This window comes from Nostoc punctiforme PCC 73102 (assembly GCF_000020025.1).
Taxonomy (GTDB): Bacteria; Cyanobacteriota; Cyanobacteriia; order Cyanobacteriales; family Nostocaceae; genus Nostoc; species Nostoc punctiforme.
In genome coordinates, this window is record NC_010628.1 from 5781847 (window position 1) to 5798246 (window position 16400).

A 16400-nucleotide genomic window follows, 5' to 3' on the forward strand; every position below is an offset into this window, starting at 1 on the left:
GTCATTTTACGGTAGTTCTAGTGTGTTGTATAGATTGCTTACGACTTTCTACCGTATTTTTTATTGAAATTATGTTTACAATTTCAAGGTATTTCCATATCCATACCAAAATCTCTCTGCTATTTTGGCTGGTTTGCTTGTTATTACCAGTAAACCAAAAAGTTTTTCCCAAAGAGCGATCGCAACCAGAAATACTAATACTATTTCACGAAATACCTGATTGAAAACTTAGTTTCAGCAAAACTTATTTTATCTGTGAAAATTTGATGGTTAGAAAATTGAGAGTTGGTATGCTGCTATTGGCAGTTGTAGGAAATCTGGCATGGTCGTTGAGTGCCAAAGCAAATTTTAACGGTAAACTCACCCTAGAAATTGATGGCTTAAAGAATAAAGAAGGGCAAGTCTGTGTGAGTATATTTGCTAGTAGTGAAGGATTTCCTAGCGATCGCGATCGCGGCTTCCAAAAGCAGTGTACCAAGATTACTGACACTCCTTTACCCATTACCTTTGAGAACTTGAAAGCAGGTAGTTACGCTGTTGCTGTCTTCCACGATCAAAATAATGACCGCATTCTCAACAGTAATGTTTTTGGTATACCAAAAGAAGGCTTTGGATTTTCCAGAAATCCAGAAATTCGTACAGGTGCGCCCAAATTTAGCGAGGCAGCATTTTTAGTGGCAGGCCCCAACACTAATATCCAAATCCAGTTGAAATATTTTTAGGCTTATTCTCGTGCATCGTTGTGCGAATCTTCTGGTAAACCTTGTTGTTCGGGCAAGCCACGCATTCGATTCATCTGAGTTAAAGCATATCGTGCTGTTGCTTGCACTTCGGCATCTGGGTCATCTAATGCATGACGCAACATCTGACTCATTTGACCCATCATGTCATAAATACGCGTCAAGTCTCGGATCGCATTTTGCCTTACTTGGGGACTTTCATCTTGCATTGAAATTGCTAAACCCCGGTTCATCGGTTTGAGTGTGCGGATACCAATTTCTGCCAAAGCCGCCAAAATTAAACTGCTTTCTTGAGAATCAGCATCAATCATTAGGTCAACCATTGGTTGAATTGCCCGCGAATCTCCCTGCTGGCCCAAATCCCAAATAGCCTTGCGTCGCTTCGTTGGGTCAGAACTGCGTAAGTCTTGAATTAATTCGTCAACGATGTTGAGTTTAGCAAGCCGCGAAGTTTTTTCTGGTAGTAGTAATCGTGTGGATAGCGGCGGCGTAGCTGTTTCTTTACCGGTTACAGTCTCTGGTGGGGGTGGTATCATCGTTTTTTTGTTAGCTTCACTCAATCTTTTAGTATCTGATATTTCGGACTTTTGCATTTGTTTAATCTGACGAAACCACCTCATCAGGTAAATAAGTGCGCCAATAGTTCCTAAAACTCCGATGGAACATATAAACCACCAGATGAAACCTTTCTCAGGTGGCTTAGGTTTTGCAGTCGGTTTGGGAGTTGGATTAGGAAAAGTGACTATTGGAGAGGTGATAATCTGATTTTTGGCAACTAAAGCTGCTTGCAGCCTCCTCCTAGTTGCTAGACCAGCAAGTCCATCTACTTTTAAACCCTTTGCTTTCTGGAATTCAGCTACAGCGATTTCTGTACTAGGGTTGTACTGTCCATCTACCACGCCATTGTAGTATCCCAACTGTTTTAATTGGGTTTGTAATCTCTGCACATCTGATTTTCGGCTACCATATCTCAAAACAGCCGGACTAGCGGTAACTGTCGAACTAGCTTGTGCCACTTCTAAAATTTCAGGTGCTAGGTTAGGTGTGGCTGTACTTGCACGATTTGGGTAAAAACCCACGCAAGAAAAACAGGTAAATATCAGAATTGAGGAACGGCATAGCCTCATATTGAAAGTTTCAGCCTGAACGTGCTTTTGAAGTCTTCGATCCCACAATACCTTCTAGATGACCAAATGTTAACTGTCATTGGGTATTGGGTCTTGTCTTTGATCGCCCTCATCTATACTTAACGAGTTAGGGTTAAATTTCTGGTTCAGATTCTCTAACTGCTAGGCTTACAGGGTTCAATTTTTTAGCAGATGAATCTAAAACTGGTGGCTGTATATTAGCTATTTCACCGACGGTAATTGTGTCGTTTTGCGCGCCTAAGGCATCACGTTGGTTAATGAGATAGATGCTAATTAAAGTCAGGAAAACACCTACCCACTGCACCGGACTGAGGACTTCTGAGAGAAAGAGATTGCCGAATAGTAGGGCAAAGACGGGCGTAAGGAAGGTAAGAGAACTAAGACTAGTGAGACTGCCACTAGAGGCAAAGTAGAAGAATAACCCGTAGGCGATCGCACTGCCAAAGACAGTAGCATAACTCAAAGCCACTAAATCAGATCCTCCTAGATTTTCCCACTGCTGAGATTCTAAAACTGACGAAATTCCCCATAATGGTAATCCCCCCAAAATCATGTGCCATCCCGTAGCGGTTACGGGGTCAGCATACCGACACACAAACCGAATCAACACTGTTCCCACAGCCATTGATAAGGCTGCCAATAGCATCAACCACTCACCGCTAGCAAACAAGTCTTGCCAGTTGCCAATTGTGATATTTGCGCCTGAGTCGAGAATATGTAAAATCCACTCATCAGGTAAGCCAATTAAACTAATGCCTGTGACTCCCAAACCTAACCCCAGCCATCCCCAAAAACCAATGTGTTCTTGGAATAGCCACAACGACAGCAATGCTACTGCCAAGGGTTGCGAGTCAATCATCACAGACCCTAACCCCGCAGTTGTTCTGACTAATCCCTCAGCCAAAAAGCCTTGAAATAAAGTCCCATCTATGAGGGCGAATAAGGCAATCCAAAGCCATGCAGCCCAACCCTTGGGCTGGGGTTTACCCATGAATGCTGCTGCAATCAAAATTAACATCCCTGCTGGTATCAGGCGCACTCCCGCCATGAATAGCGGTGTGGTGTGGGGTATGACTCCTTTCATTGCTACCATTGCCGTCCCCCATAGAAAAAAGGGAGCAATTAACAAGAGAGGGGCGAAGGGAAGTCGAGATGCACTGAGTTTCAGTTGCATGGGTTTGCTGATGCCTTTGTTTAACAAGCGCAAAAATTGCTTTACCCAATTTTACCGAATTATGTAGTTTTGCGATCGCTTCTGGTGGGTGCTTTACAACATCGTGTAAAGTCCGCTCGGGAAAGAATACTCAGGCGTAGCTCAGGTTACAGAAGGTTGAATATGTTTTTCATTAGACGGATAGCTTGAAAAAGCTTTATCAGTTAACAAACACAAATGCTTAAAATCAAGCAGATAGCACTGCTTGTATGTATAATCATACTAGGACTTATGTTTGATTATTAAAAAAAATCTCAGTATAGCTCAAAGAGGCTTATTGACTATTGCCTGTTGCCTTCCTGCGGAAAAAATTATGGCTACACAACGCTGCGCGAACAGAAATAAAATCGGATTGCTATAGTTGATTTTTGGTTCCAATGATTGATGGGCTCAAAAAAGCAGCAATTCGCTTGAAATTTTAAATTCAGCCAAAGAATACAGGGCAGCTAAATATATTACTCTGAAGTTATTTACTATAAACCAATCGGTTTATTTAGCCTTGAGAGAAATTAAAATATACATACTCCGATGCTCAAAATGTATGTAGATTAGGCATTTTTCAAAAAGTTCAGTATTTTTCCTTCTTTTTTTATATCTGTGTTGCGCCGGTTCCTAAACTTTGGTCAAATGAGCAAGGGACTTGCTTCTCTGCACTTGGAGCGGTTCAATGAAGAAAAACAAGTAGTCTCAACTGCTCTCTTGAGATTTTATATTATAGAAGGATACCTAAGTTTTCCCGGCCTAGGCATCCAATAGCAACATAACCTATTAAATAGATTGTTAACTATATTCTAATTACTAATTTTAATTTTGAAATGCTTCTTAGGACACTTTATAAATTGCTCCTTAAGTAGGATGCCAAAATTAGATATTAGTTTGACTTTAATAATTATGAAAGTATTTTCTCAAAACAGAATTCAGGATTCTAACCAAAAAAGCGGATAGTGCAGCCTAAAGCCTGTAAAGAAGCAAGCTATGCGGGGCATCTCGTAGAGAGTATCTTGATTATGACTTCTGAATTATTCTTTAACTGCAAAATATTCTTTTGTAATAGGTGCGTTACACTACCTTAACGCACCCTACTTTCTAAAACATTTCTAAAACAATTTAGCAACGTTCGATTTTTCTAAAGTTGCTACTAATTTAACTCCAAATTCTTCCTCAAAGACTCCTTTTTTATAATCTAAACTCCAAAGTTCTAAAGCACAGTCATCATCAGGTTGAGATGGAAAAATCAGCAGGTTTACCTGTCGAAGTTGTTGATAATACTCACATTGTACTTGAGATATAGCGCCAATTTGCCGTCTATCTAATGCCACCGCCAATCTTAGAATTGCACTCAATTGACTAACCATTTGGCACTGCTCTTTAGTCAGCATACTCTGGTAAATTTCATGTTTTTTCTTCGGCGGCGATTTGCGATGATAACGTGCTAAGTTGGCTATGATTTCAATCTCGGTTTCTGTATAACCAAGTAATTCACCATTGCGAATTAGATAATAAGAGTGCTTGTGGTGAGACGAATGACTGACATAATGACCGCAATTATGTAATATTGCAGCTGCCCACAGCAGTTGTCGCTCGTCAGATCCCCAGTGATGTAACGTACCTTGAGTTTGGTCAAATAAACTCTCGGCAAATTTGGCGACGCGATCGCTATACTCTAAGTTAACGTGGTATTTATTAGCGAGTTTTAAAACATTCCTTTCCCGAACTGAACCTTGGTAACGCAGTTTATCTTCAATTAAGCCGTGGGTTAACATCCAGTCTACGATTACGCCTTCTCGCAGAGAACGCTCACAAATTGCGATCGATTCACTGCCCAAAAGGATCATCGCCTCCTGCAATATTACTGCACCAGCCAGTATAACTTCAGACCGCTTATCTGGCATTCCTGGAATCGCAGACTTTTCGGAATTACTCAGTTTCCGCAAGCGATTTACCAACTCTCGCAAGTCTTTAAGACTAAACTGATAGCCATTGAGAGTGGAAGGAATAACACCTGACTTTTCTCGTGCATGAATCATCGCTAGGGTTTCAATCGTGCCAGATGTACCCACCAAACGCGGAGATTCCCCAAACTGGAAATTTGCTAATACCTCATCCACGGAACGTTCTAACATACCGCGTGTATAGGATTGCAAATACACAAACTCTGTGTTGCTGATGGGATCGGTAGTAATTAACTCGCTAGTGAGTCGCACTGCACCAACTTTGGTACTGGTGAGAGTGCGCGGTTCGTGACTATCGCCCAAAATTAATTCTGTGGAACCACCGCCAATATCAATAATGGTATGGGGTTGGTTGTGAAATTCCATCCCCGAAAGCACGCCAAGGTAGATTCGTCGGGCTTCTTCTTGACCAGAAATCAAGTCAACGCTTAAACCCAATTCCTTTTCTACTCTGTGCAAAAAATCTTTACCATTGGGGGCTTCGCGCACGGCACTAGTCGCCACAGCAATGATTGTTTCAGCATTGATGGTTTTGGCAACTTCTTGAAAGCGTCCTAAAGCAGCGATCGCCTTTTTAACGATCTCTGGTTTGAGTTCTCCAGTGGTAAGATTGCGATCGCCAAGTCTCACAGTTTCTTTTTCTCTGGCGATAATGCTAAAGGCTGGTAGCGTCGGGTCAATTTTGACTACTACCATGTGTAGAGAATTTGTTCCCAGGTCAATGGCAGCAATAATCCGATGTTGCTTAGGTGGTTGAGTTGCAGAACTCTCCCAGCTAGCCGAAACTAAATTTTGCATCTAGTTTTCTCTCTTTATAAGAAACGGTGGTATGTCGGGGTAGCTGGCACTGATATTTATTGCAACGTACTTACTCAAACTGAATGCTGAGTAAATTAAAAAATACTCAGCACTCACAACTCAGTTTTGTCAAGGGGCAACTGAGCTAAGTATATTCACCCTAATGCGTCTAAGGCTAGCGACTATTAAAAGATATTTAAAGTTGCCATTTTGGGTGATATTTTTACAAATAACAAATAACGTTATTCTATAGATGTAAAGATGTGTGAACTCATCTATCTAAAGTTATTTGTTGATTTCTATGTTAAGGATGCCAGAACGCCCCCAGCCACCAGTTTGGCTTGTAATTATCCGGCTTTTACGCTGGCATAAACCAGAAGGACGGTTAATTTTAATGATTCCTGCTCTTTGGGCTGTGTTTTTAGCAGCTTCTGGGAAACCGCCTTTACCTCTGGTTGGTGTAATTATATTGGGTACTCTGGCCACAAGTGCGGCGGGATGTGTTGTCAATGATTTATGGGATCGGGATATCGATCCAGAAGTGGAGAGAACACGCGATCGCCCCCTCGCTTCTCGCGCTTTGTCTGTGAAAGTTGGGATTGTAGTTGCGATCGTATCACTAGCATGTGCAGCTATCCTGGCTTTTTACCTTAACCCCCTAAGTTTCTGGTTATGTGTGGCAGCAGTGCCCGTAATTGTCCTTTATCCAGGCGCAAAGCGAGTGTTTCCTGTACCGCAACTGGTACTTTCCATCGCTTGGGGTTTTGGAGTGTTGATTAGCTGGAGTGCAGTTACCCAAACCATCACTCAACCAACTTGGTTACTTTGGGGCGCGACTGTACTGTGGACATTGGGATTTGATACAGTTTATGCCATGAGCGACAAGGAAGACGATCGCCGCATTGGTGTTAATTCAAGCGCCCTATTTTTTGGGAATTATGCCCCTGTAGCTATTGGAATTTTCTTTGCTGGCACAATCTTGTTATTGGCTTGGTTAGGTTTACTCATAAATCTGCACTTCGCCTTCTGGATTAGCCTTGCAGTTGCTACTATTGGATGGGTTTGGCAATCTCTGCGATTAAGACAGCGAGATTTACCTAATTCTGTTTATGGTAAGATGTTTCGGCAAAACGTATGGATTGGTTTTATTTTGCTTGCTGGGATGATCGCTGGATCTTTTTAATCAGTAAAAAGGGAATTTTAATAACTTTGATTATGGGATTTTTCTTTGAAGCGTACTTTGAAACCAAAGCAACTGCGCGTCTATAAAGTTAGACAAAAAATATTTATGAGTTTTTCTATGAGTAAATTATTTGATTCGTTTAGTCCATTAATTCAGTATATGCGTACTTGGGCAGCAATAAGTCTGCTATGTTTAGTTGTCGCCTGGTCATTTCCTGCACAAGCTGCTAGCCGAATTGATCCGCAATTAGAACAGCAAGTATTACAAATTATCCGCGAACATCCAGAAGCAATTATTGAATCTGTTCAAGCTTATCAACAGCAGCAACAACAGAAACTAAAGCAAGCACAGCAAGCATTTTTACAAGATTTCAAGACGAACCCTCAAACAGTAATTGGTGAGTCTCCCACTACAGGTTCAACTCAATCAAAAACTGTGCTAATAGAATTTTCCGATTTTCAATGTCCCTACTGTGCTGAGGCGCATAAAACCTTGAAACAATTATTAGCAAAGTATCCAGATAAGGTAAAATTAGTTTACAAAAATTTACCACTAATTTCAATTCATGCTGAAGCATTACCATCTGCGACAGCAGCTTGGGCAGCATATCAACAGGGCAAATTTTGGGAATATCATGATGCGCTATTTACTAATCAAAAGCAACTAGGTCAAGCGTTATATTTAGATATTGCTAAAAAACTGAATCTAGATTTAGGTAAATTTAAACGCGATCTTAATCTTGCTACTCCCGCAATTACAAAAGATGTCCAATTAGCAGAGAAGTTGGGTGTTTCTGGCACACCGTTCTTTATCATTAATAGTCCAACTTTTTCAGGAGTTGCACAGCTAGCGGATATCGAAAATATATTGACTGCTGCTAAGTAAATTGGTGTGTTTTAAAATAACCTCTCACTGTTTAAGTAATTAAGTGTAAATAAATTCGAGTTTGTAGTGAGCGATTCATCGCTCACTACAAACTAGGATTTTATTGTATGTTTAATTGTGCCTAGCTACATTTTTTTATAATGATGTCTGATAACTAGCAATAAGCTTGATCGAAATATAAGGCTCATATTTGATTTTTGAAAAAACTCCGTACAACTCAAAAAGCCTTCTTTCCTATTGCCTATTGCCTACCCACGTAAGTAAATATGGCTACGCTCCCGTAGGGATACAAAAATCAAAGCAAATTCCTATATACTGTGTAAAGATTGTATCTCCATAGCATCTGTTTAGATAAATACTTTTTTATTTAACAATAATGTGCATCTTTAGTTAGAGGTTTCATACAACACTTTAGTGATGTACTTGAAGCAAGTGTAAGGAGTAGCTGATGAGGAGTGATGAGAAGGAATTTTCTTCACTCCTCATGTTCTTAAAGATATGGTAACTTAAAGCTTCTTTTAAGATTAGGGAAGTCAGAAAACCTGCCGCACCTGACTCAACCTTAAAAAGGCTTCTGATTCTGTCAACACACTTTAGTGATGTACTTGAAGCAAGTGTAAGGAGTAGCTGATGAGGAGTGATGAGAAGGAATTTTCTTCACTCCTCATGTTCTTAAAGATATGGTAACTTAAAGCTTCTTTTAAGATTAGGGAAGTCAGAAAACCTGCTGCACCTGACTCAACCTTAAAAAGGCTTCTGATTCTGTCAACATTCCTCCAGAACTACAAGCATCGTCATATACTAGAGTTGTCGGGAAATAAAAGATAAGTGAGGCAATGCTGGTCTTGTAATTGGGATTCTCTTAAGCAGCCATCAAGTAGAAGTTCCATAATCCTGCTGCGGTCAGCATCAAATGGTCATCAAAGTTTTCAATCCGATTACGATAAATGACACTGGCGGCGTTGTAGCGCTTCACACCAGCAAAGGCATTTTCGCAAACTACACGGGATTGACTCAATTGACGATTCTCCGTTTTTTGAAGGTCACTTAACTTGCCCCCTTTGGGCTTTTTGTGAGGAAGATGGAGATTGTCATACTGCTTCTGTAATCCCTGAAAGCCCGAGTCTACTTCAATCGGAATTTCATCAGGCACACTACCTGCAATGTCATCTTCGTCATGAAAACGTTTGTCATGCAGTTTGCCTTCTCGTGCTTTGCTTAAGATCAAGACCCGTTTGGTTTCATCAACTGCCGCCAAGTGTTTATGCGTATGACGTTTCTTTTTACCGGAGTAATTCTGTTGTTGTTGTTCTCTTTCTTGAGGTCGCGCAATTGGGCGTTCTGTCCCATCAATCATCACTCGTTGCACTCCTGGAAAGCGTGACAAAAATGCTTCAATGCTTTCGAGATGGCGTTCCGGCAGCGCCATCTTCTGTCCCAAAGCCGCTTCTAATATTGGCTGCAATCGATGCATCCACTCATGTGCCTGGGAGCGATGCATATCAAAGAGCAGTCCCGCCACATCGAAGGTCGGATAACATTTGAAATAGAAAAGGATGAAAAACAATTTGTCTTGGGCTGTAAGTAAGCGGGCTTTGCGTCCTCCACCCAGGCCACGTTGACGAGGCTTGGCCTGTTGAGTATCTAGGTACATCGTGGTAAACGTGGGCAAAAGGGCATCAAATGCTTTCCGGTTCAACCCAGTTAATGCCCTCAACAGTCGGTCTTGCTTCAGCGCACCTTCAATATTCAGCATCATTCTTCCCTACCACTGCTGTCTATTCTCTCTTATTTCCCGACAAGTCTACTAAACAAGTACTGCCTTTAACCTGATTTTTAACTGGAAAAAATATCAAATTCACCATTAATTTAATAATATCACGAGGGGTAAAGTGTTCTTGTGCTTCTTCGTTATTCTCTGCGTTAAACCCTGTTGTGCTTCATTCTGTCCAAAATGGCCTTCTTCCAGCACCTTGTAATGCTTAAGAACCTTTTCCTTGTTTGGTTCCAGTAACCAATCCAAACGCCGCAGTACCGGCATTGGCAAAATTACATCTCGGTACTTACCGCGTACATAGACATCCCTTTGCATCATCAGCAATATTCCAGATAAAGTTAATAATAGTGTTGTGTGTCGTGTGACTCATGTTGCCAGTACAGAAGGCAATCGCATGATTCATATTTTGATTCAGCAATGCCATAATTTTTAATGCGATCGCACCTATCACTACAATCAGCGAGGTTATTATGCTTTGCTGCGATGAGCGATACTTTTGCAGAGTCACTTCGTGAACGCTACAACAGATACCTGCATCAGTTGATCTTCTACTGAGGAGAATTTGCTGTTGGGAAATGGCATGGTTGAACGTGCTTATAAATGAATGTTTGATGAACACAAAGATTTAAAGGTGTTGGAATGCGGTGGAGTGAGTCCGGTTTTAATAATTTGTTATATTTACGACTGGCTTGAGTGAATGGACGCTTTTGATAACTTATTTCCATATTCTACTTTGCCCTCCCCTAAGCGCTAGATGTGTCCTAATGCTTTTAGATGAAAAAATAAATGTATATATAGGTTTCAAAATTATTACTTTTGGATAATTTAATTTCAAATAAATATCCTTATAAAGGATCATATAGGTATTGAATACCTATGTACGTAAGTGAGGTAATTATGTCAATTATAGCCAAACAACAAGAGTTATTTGTGGAGATACCTTCAGACCAACAGCAACATCTGTCTGGAGGACAATTATTTTCAAGAAGGCGACGTAATAGCGATATGCGAGGAAATCCTGATATTAGAATCACCGGGAATTTGACTACTGCTAATGGGGATCAAATTCCCATCCTAGTTTTAGGTTTTAGGCTTGACCAATAGTAAACTATGACTAGAAGATAGGAGAGCTAAAGCTTTGCAATTCATACGGAAACAAGACTGATATAATTCACTCAATATAAATTAGTTTTTGAGAGAGTTGTAGTAGTCTTTAATGTTTTGCAAAATCATGAAATAAATGAAATGAAAGCGAAAAGTGGAAGCTATCATTAGCATCCACTTTTTTTTACTAGGCGATGAGATTGAGTAAAGGGAAATGAGCAATTTTTTACAGATAGACATGAGCTAAATCTGGACTAAAATTAGATATGCAACTAAACGTTTTTTATTAATCTGAAGATATTTAAAAATATAAATTAAATAATTATTGACCTTACTGAATCAGGGGATGCTGGCTCAAAATGTAACACCATAATTTGCTCTAGGCGTAAACCGACAGATTCATAAGTGCGGCCGTTGCATGGGCGTAGCCCGATGAAGGCATCGCGCCGCCCCAAGCAAACTTCATGGGTTTTGACAACTTTGAGAATAATCTGTGTATTAGCCTGCATTTTAGCTGTTGGAAACTATCTAGCAACGACTTGAGGCTGTTCATAAGCAGCTACAATTGCCTTGAATTTCTCAGCGTACTGATAAATTTCATTGAGGTTATCGATAGAAACTTTATCCGAAATTCTATTGCCATTTACCTCTTTCGAGAAGATTTCTAACTTCTTAGACTTTGATTCATTAAAATACAAACGAACAATCGGTTTCCAAGTATTCCCATCAAGCAGAATATTACAGTAGCTAGCTGTATCTCTGTATGTTATTCTTGCTGGATCTAATACCTGACGTAAAATCGATTTAAGTATGTAATATCCTTCACGCTCGTCATCTGTAAACTCAGATTGTTTGATGATCGGTTCTGGTTTTATTTCTGGTTCGGGGTTTACAATCTCTGATTTCGTTTTTGAGCGTCCTGCTGCTTCATCTAAAAGGGTTTCAATTTCCTCACGAATAAATTCTTGAATAGCCCTTTGCGTATATCCAGTAAACTCATTTTTTAATTGCCCTACAAAATTATTACCAGGGCATAACTCTTTGAAAAAATATTTAACAAATTCATCACTGGGTGCTTCAACTTGCTTTTTAAGCAGAGTCTTAATACCACCTACATACTTTAATTCCGAGGCGGCTGTAATAGCTTCATCAATATTAAATGCTGATTTTGTTAATTTATATAGTTCGCGGATTGCTAACTCATTTAAATTAAGTAGGTCTAATTCCAAAAATGGAGTTTTATCCATTTTATTAGGTTTTTCTAAGTCAGCATATAACTTGTAATTTACCCCATCTGTTAGTATACCAATGCGAGCTTCAGTTGCCATGAAGTATGCAAACAACTGGCTCCACTCATAATCATTCTTAAAATCTGTACCGTAGCGTTTGCATTCAATTAAAATTGCGGGCTGACTATTTTGGAATATTGCATAGTCTAGTTTGTACTTTGTAGCAGCTCCCACATTTGCATCATACTCAGGCATAACTTCATTTGGATTAAAGGCATCATATCCCAAGATTTGCTGAATAAAAGGCATAATCAGGAAGTGCTTTGTAGCTTCTTCAGTCTTGATACTACTTAATTTTGTAGGGATTGTAGATGCAAAAGCTTTAACTTGATCAACAAAATCCATGATGTGATGCTCCAAGACGTTTGTTTATAGCTATGTAGGCTATGAAGTTATAATTCACAAAAAACTTGAATAAATAACAGAAATTGGAGTACAACACTGATGGAGCAACGCATCTTATTTTTATAATGCTTACTGGACAAAGCTTTCAGCCATTATTTAATTTAGTTGCTAAAAATTGAAACCCTAATTGCACACGGCTTTCAGAATTTAAATGCGTTTCCCCTAACACCAGTGATTTACACCCATTGCAGGGATGAATCGTATAGTATTTCAGCATCTACTCGCAAATCGTCAAATTTAAGTGCATTAAGAGGTTGAGGATTTTGAACAAGACATAAAGGATTTGCGGAAGATGGATGGGTAGACTGCGATCGCACTCAGTGATACTTCCCCTATCAATAACCTTGCCGCTACTCTACTAAGTTTCCTTTTACTCTGATTCAAATTTCCGCCAGAAGTCTATTGACTTCTGGTAAATCTATTGAGAAGCTAATAGTTAGATTTACTAATTAATAGAAGTGCATCAAACTTGTGACAATACTGACGGGCAAAATAAATCGATCGCAATCTCCTAGCGAACCAAAACCGTTGATTCTGGAAACTCAGGGACTCACTCGCCGTTTTGGGAAGTTAACCGCAGTTAATAACCTAAGCATATCTGTGGAACAAGGCGAAGTGTTTGGATTGCTTGGCCCCAATGGTGCAGGGAAAAGTACAGTTCTTAAGATGTTGACAACCTTGCTGCCTATCAGTGCAGGGAAAGCAACCTTAGCTGGCTATGACGTGACTCGTCAACCCAATCCTGTGAGACGGGCTATCGGCTATGTACCCCAGGCGCTCTCTGCTGATGGTAGTCTCACGGGTTACGAAAATCTCTTAATCTTCGCGAAGCTGTATGGAATACCTGCCAAAGGACGCGATCGCCGCATCTATGAAATTCTAGAATATATGGGTTTGCAAGATGCGGCGAAACGCTTGGTACGAAACTACTCTGGTGGGATGATCCGCAAGCTGGAAATCGGCATATCAGTTCTACATCAACCCCAAATTTTGTTTCTTGATGAGCCGACTGTCGGACTAGATCCTATCGCTCGAACTCAAGTATGGCAGCTTGTATTACAACTCTGTGCTGATTACGGCACAACTATATTTTTAACAACCCACTTTTTAGAAGAAGCGGATAGCTTATGTAACCGAGTGGCGATTATGCAGCAAGGTGAAGTCGTTACTACAGGTACACCAACCGACTTAAAAGCTTCTTTAGATAATCCAAATGCAACTTTGGATGATGTCTTTATTCACTATACAGGCGACCAGCTAACATCAGGAGTCAACTACCGTGACACAGCAAGAACCAGACGTACTGCTCAACGGTTGGGTTAAAGCACCACCCACTGTCCGAGTAAATTTGATCTCTGCAATTAAAGAGCTAGTTACGAAAACCCTGGCGATCGCTGAATTGGAAATCCGTAAACTCCGCCACGATCCCACTGATTTAGTCGTTCGGGCTGTACAACCAGCTTTATGGCTGCTAATCTTTGGACAAGTTTTCTCCCGGACTCGCGCAATTCCAACAGGCAACTTACCCTATTTGGACTTCATTTCTGCTGGAATTTTGGCTCAGAGTATTTTGTTTGTGGCAATTTTTAGTGGTGGAATGACGCTAATCTGGGAGCGAGATTTAGGCATTGTTCATAAATTTTTAGCTAGTCCTACACCCCGTGTGGCGATGGTGCTGGGCAAAGCCCTAGCATGTGGGGTGAGGTGCTTATCTCAGGTAATATTCATTTACGGATTGTCATTTTTATTAGGTGTCAAACTAAATCTTCATCCCCTAGCTATTCTCCAAGTACTTCTGCTAGTCATAATGGGGGCGAGTTCCTTTTGTATTTTTTCATTAATTATTGGCTGTTTGGTGAAAAGCCGAGAAAGGATGACGGGTATTGGACAATTGTTAACCATGCCGTTATTTTTTGCTAGCAATGCCATCTATCCAATCTCGTTGATGCCCAGTTGGTTAAAGTTCATTTCCCATTTAAATCCGTTGACTTATCTGGTTGACGGCTTACGCAGCACCATGTTGTTAAACGGCACTAGCATCTATGGCTTTGGTCTGGATTGTACAATTCTCTTATTAACATTAATAATTTTGGCCATCCTTGGTGGAAAACTTTATCCACGGGTGGCCATGTAACTAGGAGAACAACAAGCCCATGACCTTGGATAAACCTAATCAAGGTGCAACTTCCGAAGAATGTGCCGCTAGAGTAATGGAAACAGTTCCATTAGTGATGCGGTTTATCCGAGCGGATATGCGTGCCCATAGTGCCGCTTTTTTATCTATACCTCAGTTGCGATCGCTAGCATTTATCAACCGCAATCCTGGGGCTTCATTATCTGACTTGGCAGAGCATTTAGGTGTCACCTCTGCCACGGCATCAGCAACCATAGAACGCTTGGTACAACGCGACTTCGTGAAACGGATTGCTCATCCTCAAGAGCGGCGGCGGGTGCTGCTCAATTTAACTGAAGATGGAAAACATCATCTCAAGCAATCCCAAGATCAAACTCGCGCTCATATTACCGACTTGTTGAAAGGTCTTTCAGAAGACCAAATTTCCAACATTGAAGAAGGCTTAACTCTACTAAAAAATGTCTTCGAGAAAACAGAACTCAAAGCCCCATAACTTTGAGGTTGCACAACACGATCCCTTTGCAGCCTTTAAGTTTCGAGACTATCGGCTATTTACCATTGGACGGCTGGTGCTGTTCGTGGGGTCGCAAATGCAAACTGTAGCTATCGGCTGGGAACTCTATGAGCGGACTAACTCAGCGATCGCTTTAGGTGGTGTAGGACTGGCACAAGTCCTACCAATGATTATTCTCACCTTAATTGCCGGAGATGTTGCCGATCGCCGCGATCGCAAAGTGACCATGTTACTCTCGGTAATGTTGCTAGCCCTCTGCTCCCTAGCTTTAGGGGTACTTTCCTATACTCAGGGTGCAATTTTTCTAATTTACGCCTGCTTAGTATTAACAGGTGTCGCTAGGGCATTCCTCAAACCTGCCAGTGATGCTCTGATGTGGCAGTTGATACCTGTCAGTGCTTTTACCAATGCAGCTACTTGGAATAGTAGTAGCTTTCAATTGGCTGCTGTTATTGGCCCAGCCTTTGGGGGATTCGGGATTGCGCTACTAGGAAGTGCTACAGGAGTTTATCTATTAGCAGCGATCGCAGCGTTACTGTGTTTTATTTTAACGCTGGCGATCAAACAGCAAAAAGTCATCCGTAAAACTGAGCCAATTTCACTCAAAGCGCTCTCAGCCGGTGCTAAGTTTGTTTGGCAGAATCAGTTAATTTTAGCAGCGATTACATTAGATATGTTTGCTGTATTGTTGGGTGGTGCGATCGCGCTTCTCCCCATTTTTGCCAAAGATATTTTACACGTGGGACCAGTGGAGTTGGGATATCTACAAGCAGCCCACTCCATCGGTGCTTTGACTATGGCTATCACCCTGGCGTATTTACCACCGTTACGCAAAGCAGGCCCAGCCTTATTGTGGTCAGTGGTTGGCTTTGGAGTTGTAACAATTATCTTTGGACTTTCTCGTTCCTTTTGGCTGTCTATGTTGATGCTGATCCTTGGTGGCGCACTAGATAGTATTAGCGTTGTGATTCGCCATACACTAGTTCAAATCAGAACACCCGATCATTTGCGTGGTCGGGTTGCTGCTATTAATAGCGTGTTTATTAGTGCCTCGAATGAGTTGGGGGGCTTTGAGTCCGGCTTGACTGCTGCTTTATTTGGCCCAGTGATTTCCGTTGTGGGTGGTGGAATTGGCACAATTGTAGTGGTGATTGCTACGGCAATGATTTGGCCAGGAATTCGTAAGTTAGGAGCTTTGCAAGAGTATAAATAAATTTAATGTGTCGCGGAAGTCCCCACCTTGTTTTCCATAGATAAT

16 protein-coding genes are annotated in these 16400 nt (G+C 41.0%); 8 read left to right on the top strand and 8 right to left on the bottom strand.

Annotated elements, in window-relative coordinates; genetic code table 11:
* The first annotated feature begins 266 nt into the window (after nt 1-266).
* The gene (locus NPUN_RS23535; RefSeq protein WP_012410979.1) at nt 267-722 is read left to right on the top strand and encodes a DUF2141 domain-containing protein; all 456 of its coding nucleotides are present in this window, start codon (nt 267-269) and stop codon (nt 720-722) included.
* Between the two features lie 2 nt (nt 723-724).
* Here the strand turns inward: NPUN_RS23535 and NPUN_RS23540 are convergent, their stop codons facing one another.
* From NPUN_RS23540 to NPUN_RS23550, 3 genes are all read right to left on the bottom strand, one after another.
* Entirely contained in the window at nt 725-1867 is a 1143-nt protein-coding gene (locus tag NPUN_RS23540) for a peptidoglycan-binding protein (RefSeq protein ID WP_012410980.1), read from the bottom strand.
* 133 nt (nt 1868-2000) lie between these two features.
* Nucleotides 2001-3062 carry a DMT family transporter gene (locus NPUN_RS23545; protein ID WP_012410981.1) on the bottom strand — a complete coding sequence of 354 codons (1062 nt, stop codon included), beginning with the start codon at nt 3060-3062 and terminating at the stop codon, nt 2001-2003.
* A 1136-nt stretch (nt 3063-4198) separates the two neighbouring features.
* Nucleotides 4199-5851, bottom strand: a complete 1653-nt coding sequence (locus tag NPUN_RS23550; protein WP_012410982.1) for a Ppx/GppA phosphatase family protein — start codon at nt 5849-5851, stop codon at nt 4199-4201.
* A gap of 301 nt (nt 5852-6152) precedes the next feature.
* Between NPUN_RS23550 and NPUN_RS23555 the strand changes: the two genes are divergently transcribed.
* Both NPUN_RS23555 and NPUN_RS23560 read left to right on the top strand, forming a co-directional pair.
* On the top strand, nt 6153-7034 hold the full coding sequence (locus NPUN_RS23555) for a 4-hydroxybenzoate solanesyltransferase (RefSeq protein ID WP_012410983.1): 882 nt from the start codon (nt 6153-6155) through the stop codon (nt 7032-7034).
* 117 nt (nt 7035-7151) lie between these two features.
* Nucleotides 7152-7919 (top strand): DsbA family protein, encoded by a 768-nt coding sequence (locus NPUN_RS23560; RefSeq protein WP_041566381.1) that lies wholly within the window; start codon nt 7152-7154, stop codon nt 7917-7919.
* 862 nt (nt 7920-8781) lie between these two features.
* On the opposite strand, the gene NPUN_RS23565 is transcribed toward NPUN_RS23560, so the two are convergent.
* The 3 genes from NPUN_RS23565 to NPUN_RS43575 all read right to left on the bottom strand — a co-directional run bounded on the left by NPUN_RS23565 (nt 8782) and on the right by NPUN_RS43575 (nt 10315).
* Nucleotides 8782-9678: a transposase gene (locus NPUN_RS23565; RefSeq protein ID WP_234710972.1), complete on the bottom strand. Its 897-nt coding sequence runs from the start codon at nt 9676-9678 to the stop codon at nt 8782-8784.
* Nucleotides 9679-9783: 105 nt separating this feature from the next.
* On the bottom strand, nt 9784-10014 hold the full coding sequence (locus NPUN_RS43570; protein WP_063721251.1) for a type I restriction-modification system subunit M N-terminal domain-containing protein: 231 nt from the start codon (nt 10012-10014) through the stop codon (nt 9784-9786).
* A complete protein-coding gene (locus NPUN_RS43575; protein WP_234711174.1) occupies nt 9983-10315 on the bottom strand; it encodes a hypothetical protein in 333 nt (110 codons plus the stop codon). Before NPUN_RS43575 ends, NPUN_RS43570 begins: the two co-directional genes overlap by 32 nt.
* Before the next feature lie 278 nt (nt 10316-10593).
* Between NPUN_RS43575 and NPUN_RS23575 the strand changes: the two genes are divergently transcribed.
* Nucleotides 10594-10800: a hypothetical protein gene (locus NPUN_RS23575; protein ID WP_041565582.1), complete on the top strand. Its 207-nt coding sequence runs from the start codon at nt 10594-10596 to the stop codon at nt 10798-10800.
* Between the two features lie 314 nt (nt 10801-11114).
* Here NPUN_RS23575 and NPUN_RS39410 read toward each other — a convergent pair whose 3' ends face one another.
* Together NPUN_RS39410 and NPUN_RS23585 are read right to left on the bottom strand one after the other, a co-directional pair.
* Nucleotides 11115-11309, bottom strand: coding sequence for a hypothetical protein (locus NPUN_RS39410; protein ID WP_041565583.1), 195 nt, complete (start codon nt 11307-11309; stop codon nt 11115-11117).
* A 15-nt stretch (nt 11310-11324) separates the two neighbouring features.
* Nucleotides 11325-12434 (bottom strand): type I restriction endonuclease, encoded by a 1110-nt coding sequence (locus tag NPUN_RS23585; protein ID WP_012410986.1) that lies wholly within the window; start codon nt 12432-12434, stop codon nt 11325-11327.
* 531 nt (nt 12435-12965) lie between these two features.
* Between NPUN_RS23585 and NPUN_RS23590 the strand changes: the two genes are divergently transcribed.
* The 4 genes from NPUN_RS23590 to NPUN_RS23605 are packed head-to-tail and all read left to right on the top strand — an operon-like array spanning nt 12966 to nt 16355.
* Complete coding sequence (locus NPUN_RS23590; RefSeq protein ID WP_012410987.1) at nt 12966-13817, top strand: ABC transporter ATP-binding protein; 852 nt, start codon at nt 12966-12968, stop codon at nt 13815-13817.
* Nucleotides 13774-14628, top strand: a complete 855-nt coding sequence (locus NPUN_RS23595) for an ABC transporter permease (RefSeq protein ID WP_012410988.1) — start codon at nt 13774-13776, stop codon at nt 14626-14628. The genes NPUN_RS23590 and NPUN_RS23595 overlap by 44 nt, the downstream gene beginning before the upstream one ends.
* A 19-nt stretch (nt 14629-14647) precedes the next feature.
* Entirely contained in the window at nt 14648-15121 is a 474-nt protein-coding gene (locus tag NPUN_RS23600) for a MarR family winged helix-turn-helix transcriptional regulator (protein WP_012410989.1), read from the top strand.
* Nucleotides 15087-16355 carry an MFS transporter gene (locus tag NPUN_RS23605; RefSeq protein ID WP_012410990.1) on the top strand — a complete coding sequence of 423 codons (1269 nt, stop codon included), beginning with the start codon at nt 15087-15089 and terminating at the stop codon, nt 16353-16355. The genes NPUN_RS23600 and NPUN_RS23605 overlap by 35 nt, the downstream gene beginning before the upstream one ends.
* Nucleotides 16356-16400: the final 45 nt, after the last annotated feature.

Bases quoted from the DNA above. Each gene is read 5' to 3' on its own strand.
- NPUN_RS23535 (WP_012410979.1), top strand. From the start codon at position 267: ATGGTTAGAAAATTGAGAGTTGGTATGCTGCTATTGGCAGTTGTAGGA.
- NPUN_RS23540 (WP_012410980.1), bottom strand. From the start codon at position 1,867: ATGAGGCTATGCCGTTCCTCAATTCTGATATTTACCTGTTTTTCTTGC.
- NPUN_RS23545 (WP_012410981.1), bottom strand. From the start codon at position 3,062: ATGCAACTGAAACTCAGTGCATCTCGACTTCCCTTCGCCCCTCTCTTG.
- NPUN_RS23550 (WP_012410982.1), bottom strand. From the start codon at position 5,851: ATGCAAAATTTAGTTTCGGCTAGCTGGGAGAGTTCTGCAACTCAACCA.
- NPUN_RS23555 (WP_012410983.1), top strand. From the start codon at position 6,153: ATGTTAAGGATGCCAGAACGCCCCCAGCCACCAGTTTGGCTTGTAATT.
- NPUN_RS23560 (WP_041566381.1), top strand. From the start codon at position 7,152: ATGAGTAAATTATTTGATTCGTTTAGTCCATTAATTCAGTATATGCGT.
- NPUN_RS23565 (WP_234710972.1), bottom strand. From the start codon at position 9,678: ATGATGCTGAATATTGAAGGTGCGCTGAAGCAAGACCGACTGTTGAGG.
- NPUN_RS43570 (WP_063721251.1), bottom strand. From the start codon at position 10,014: ATGATGCAAAGGGATGTCTATGTACGCGGTAAGTACCGAGATGTAATT.
- NPUN_RS23575 (WP_041565582.1), top strand. From the start codon at position 10,594: ATGTCAATTATAGCCAAACAACAAGAGTTATTTGTGGAGATACCTTCA.
- NPUN_RS39410 (WP_041565583.1), bottom strand. From the start codon at position 11,309: ATGCAGGCTAATACACAGATTATTCTCAAAGTTGTCAAAACCCATGAA.
- NPUN_RS23585 (WP_012410986.1), bottom strand. From the start codon at position 12,434: ATGGATTTTGTTGATCAAGTTAAAGCTTTTGCATCTACAATCCCTACA.
- NPUN_RS23600 (WP_012410989.1), top strand. From the start codon at position 14,648: ATGACCTTGGATAAACCTAATCAAGGTGCAACTTCCGAAGAATGTGCC.
- NPUN_RS23605 (WP_012410990.1), top strand. From the start codon at position 15,087: ATGTCTTCGAGAAAACAGAACTCAAAGCCCCATAACTTTGAGGTTGCA.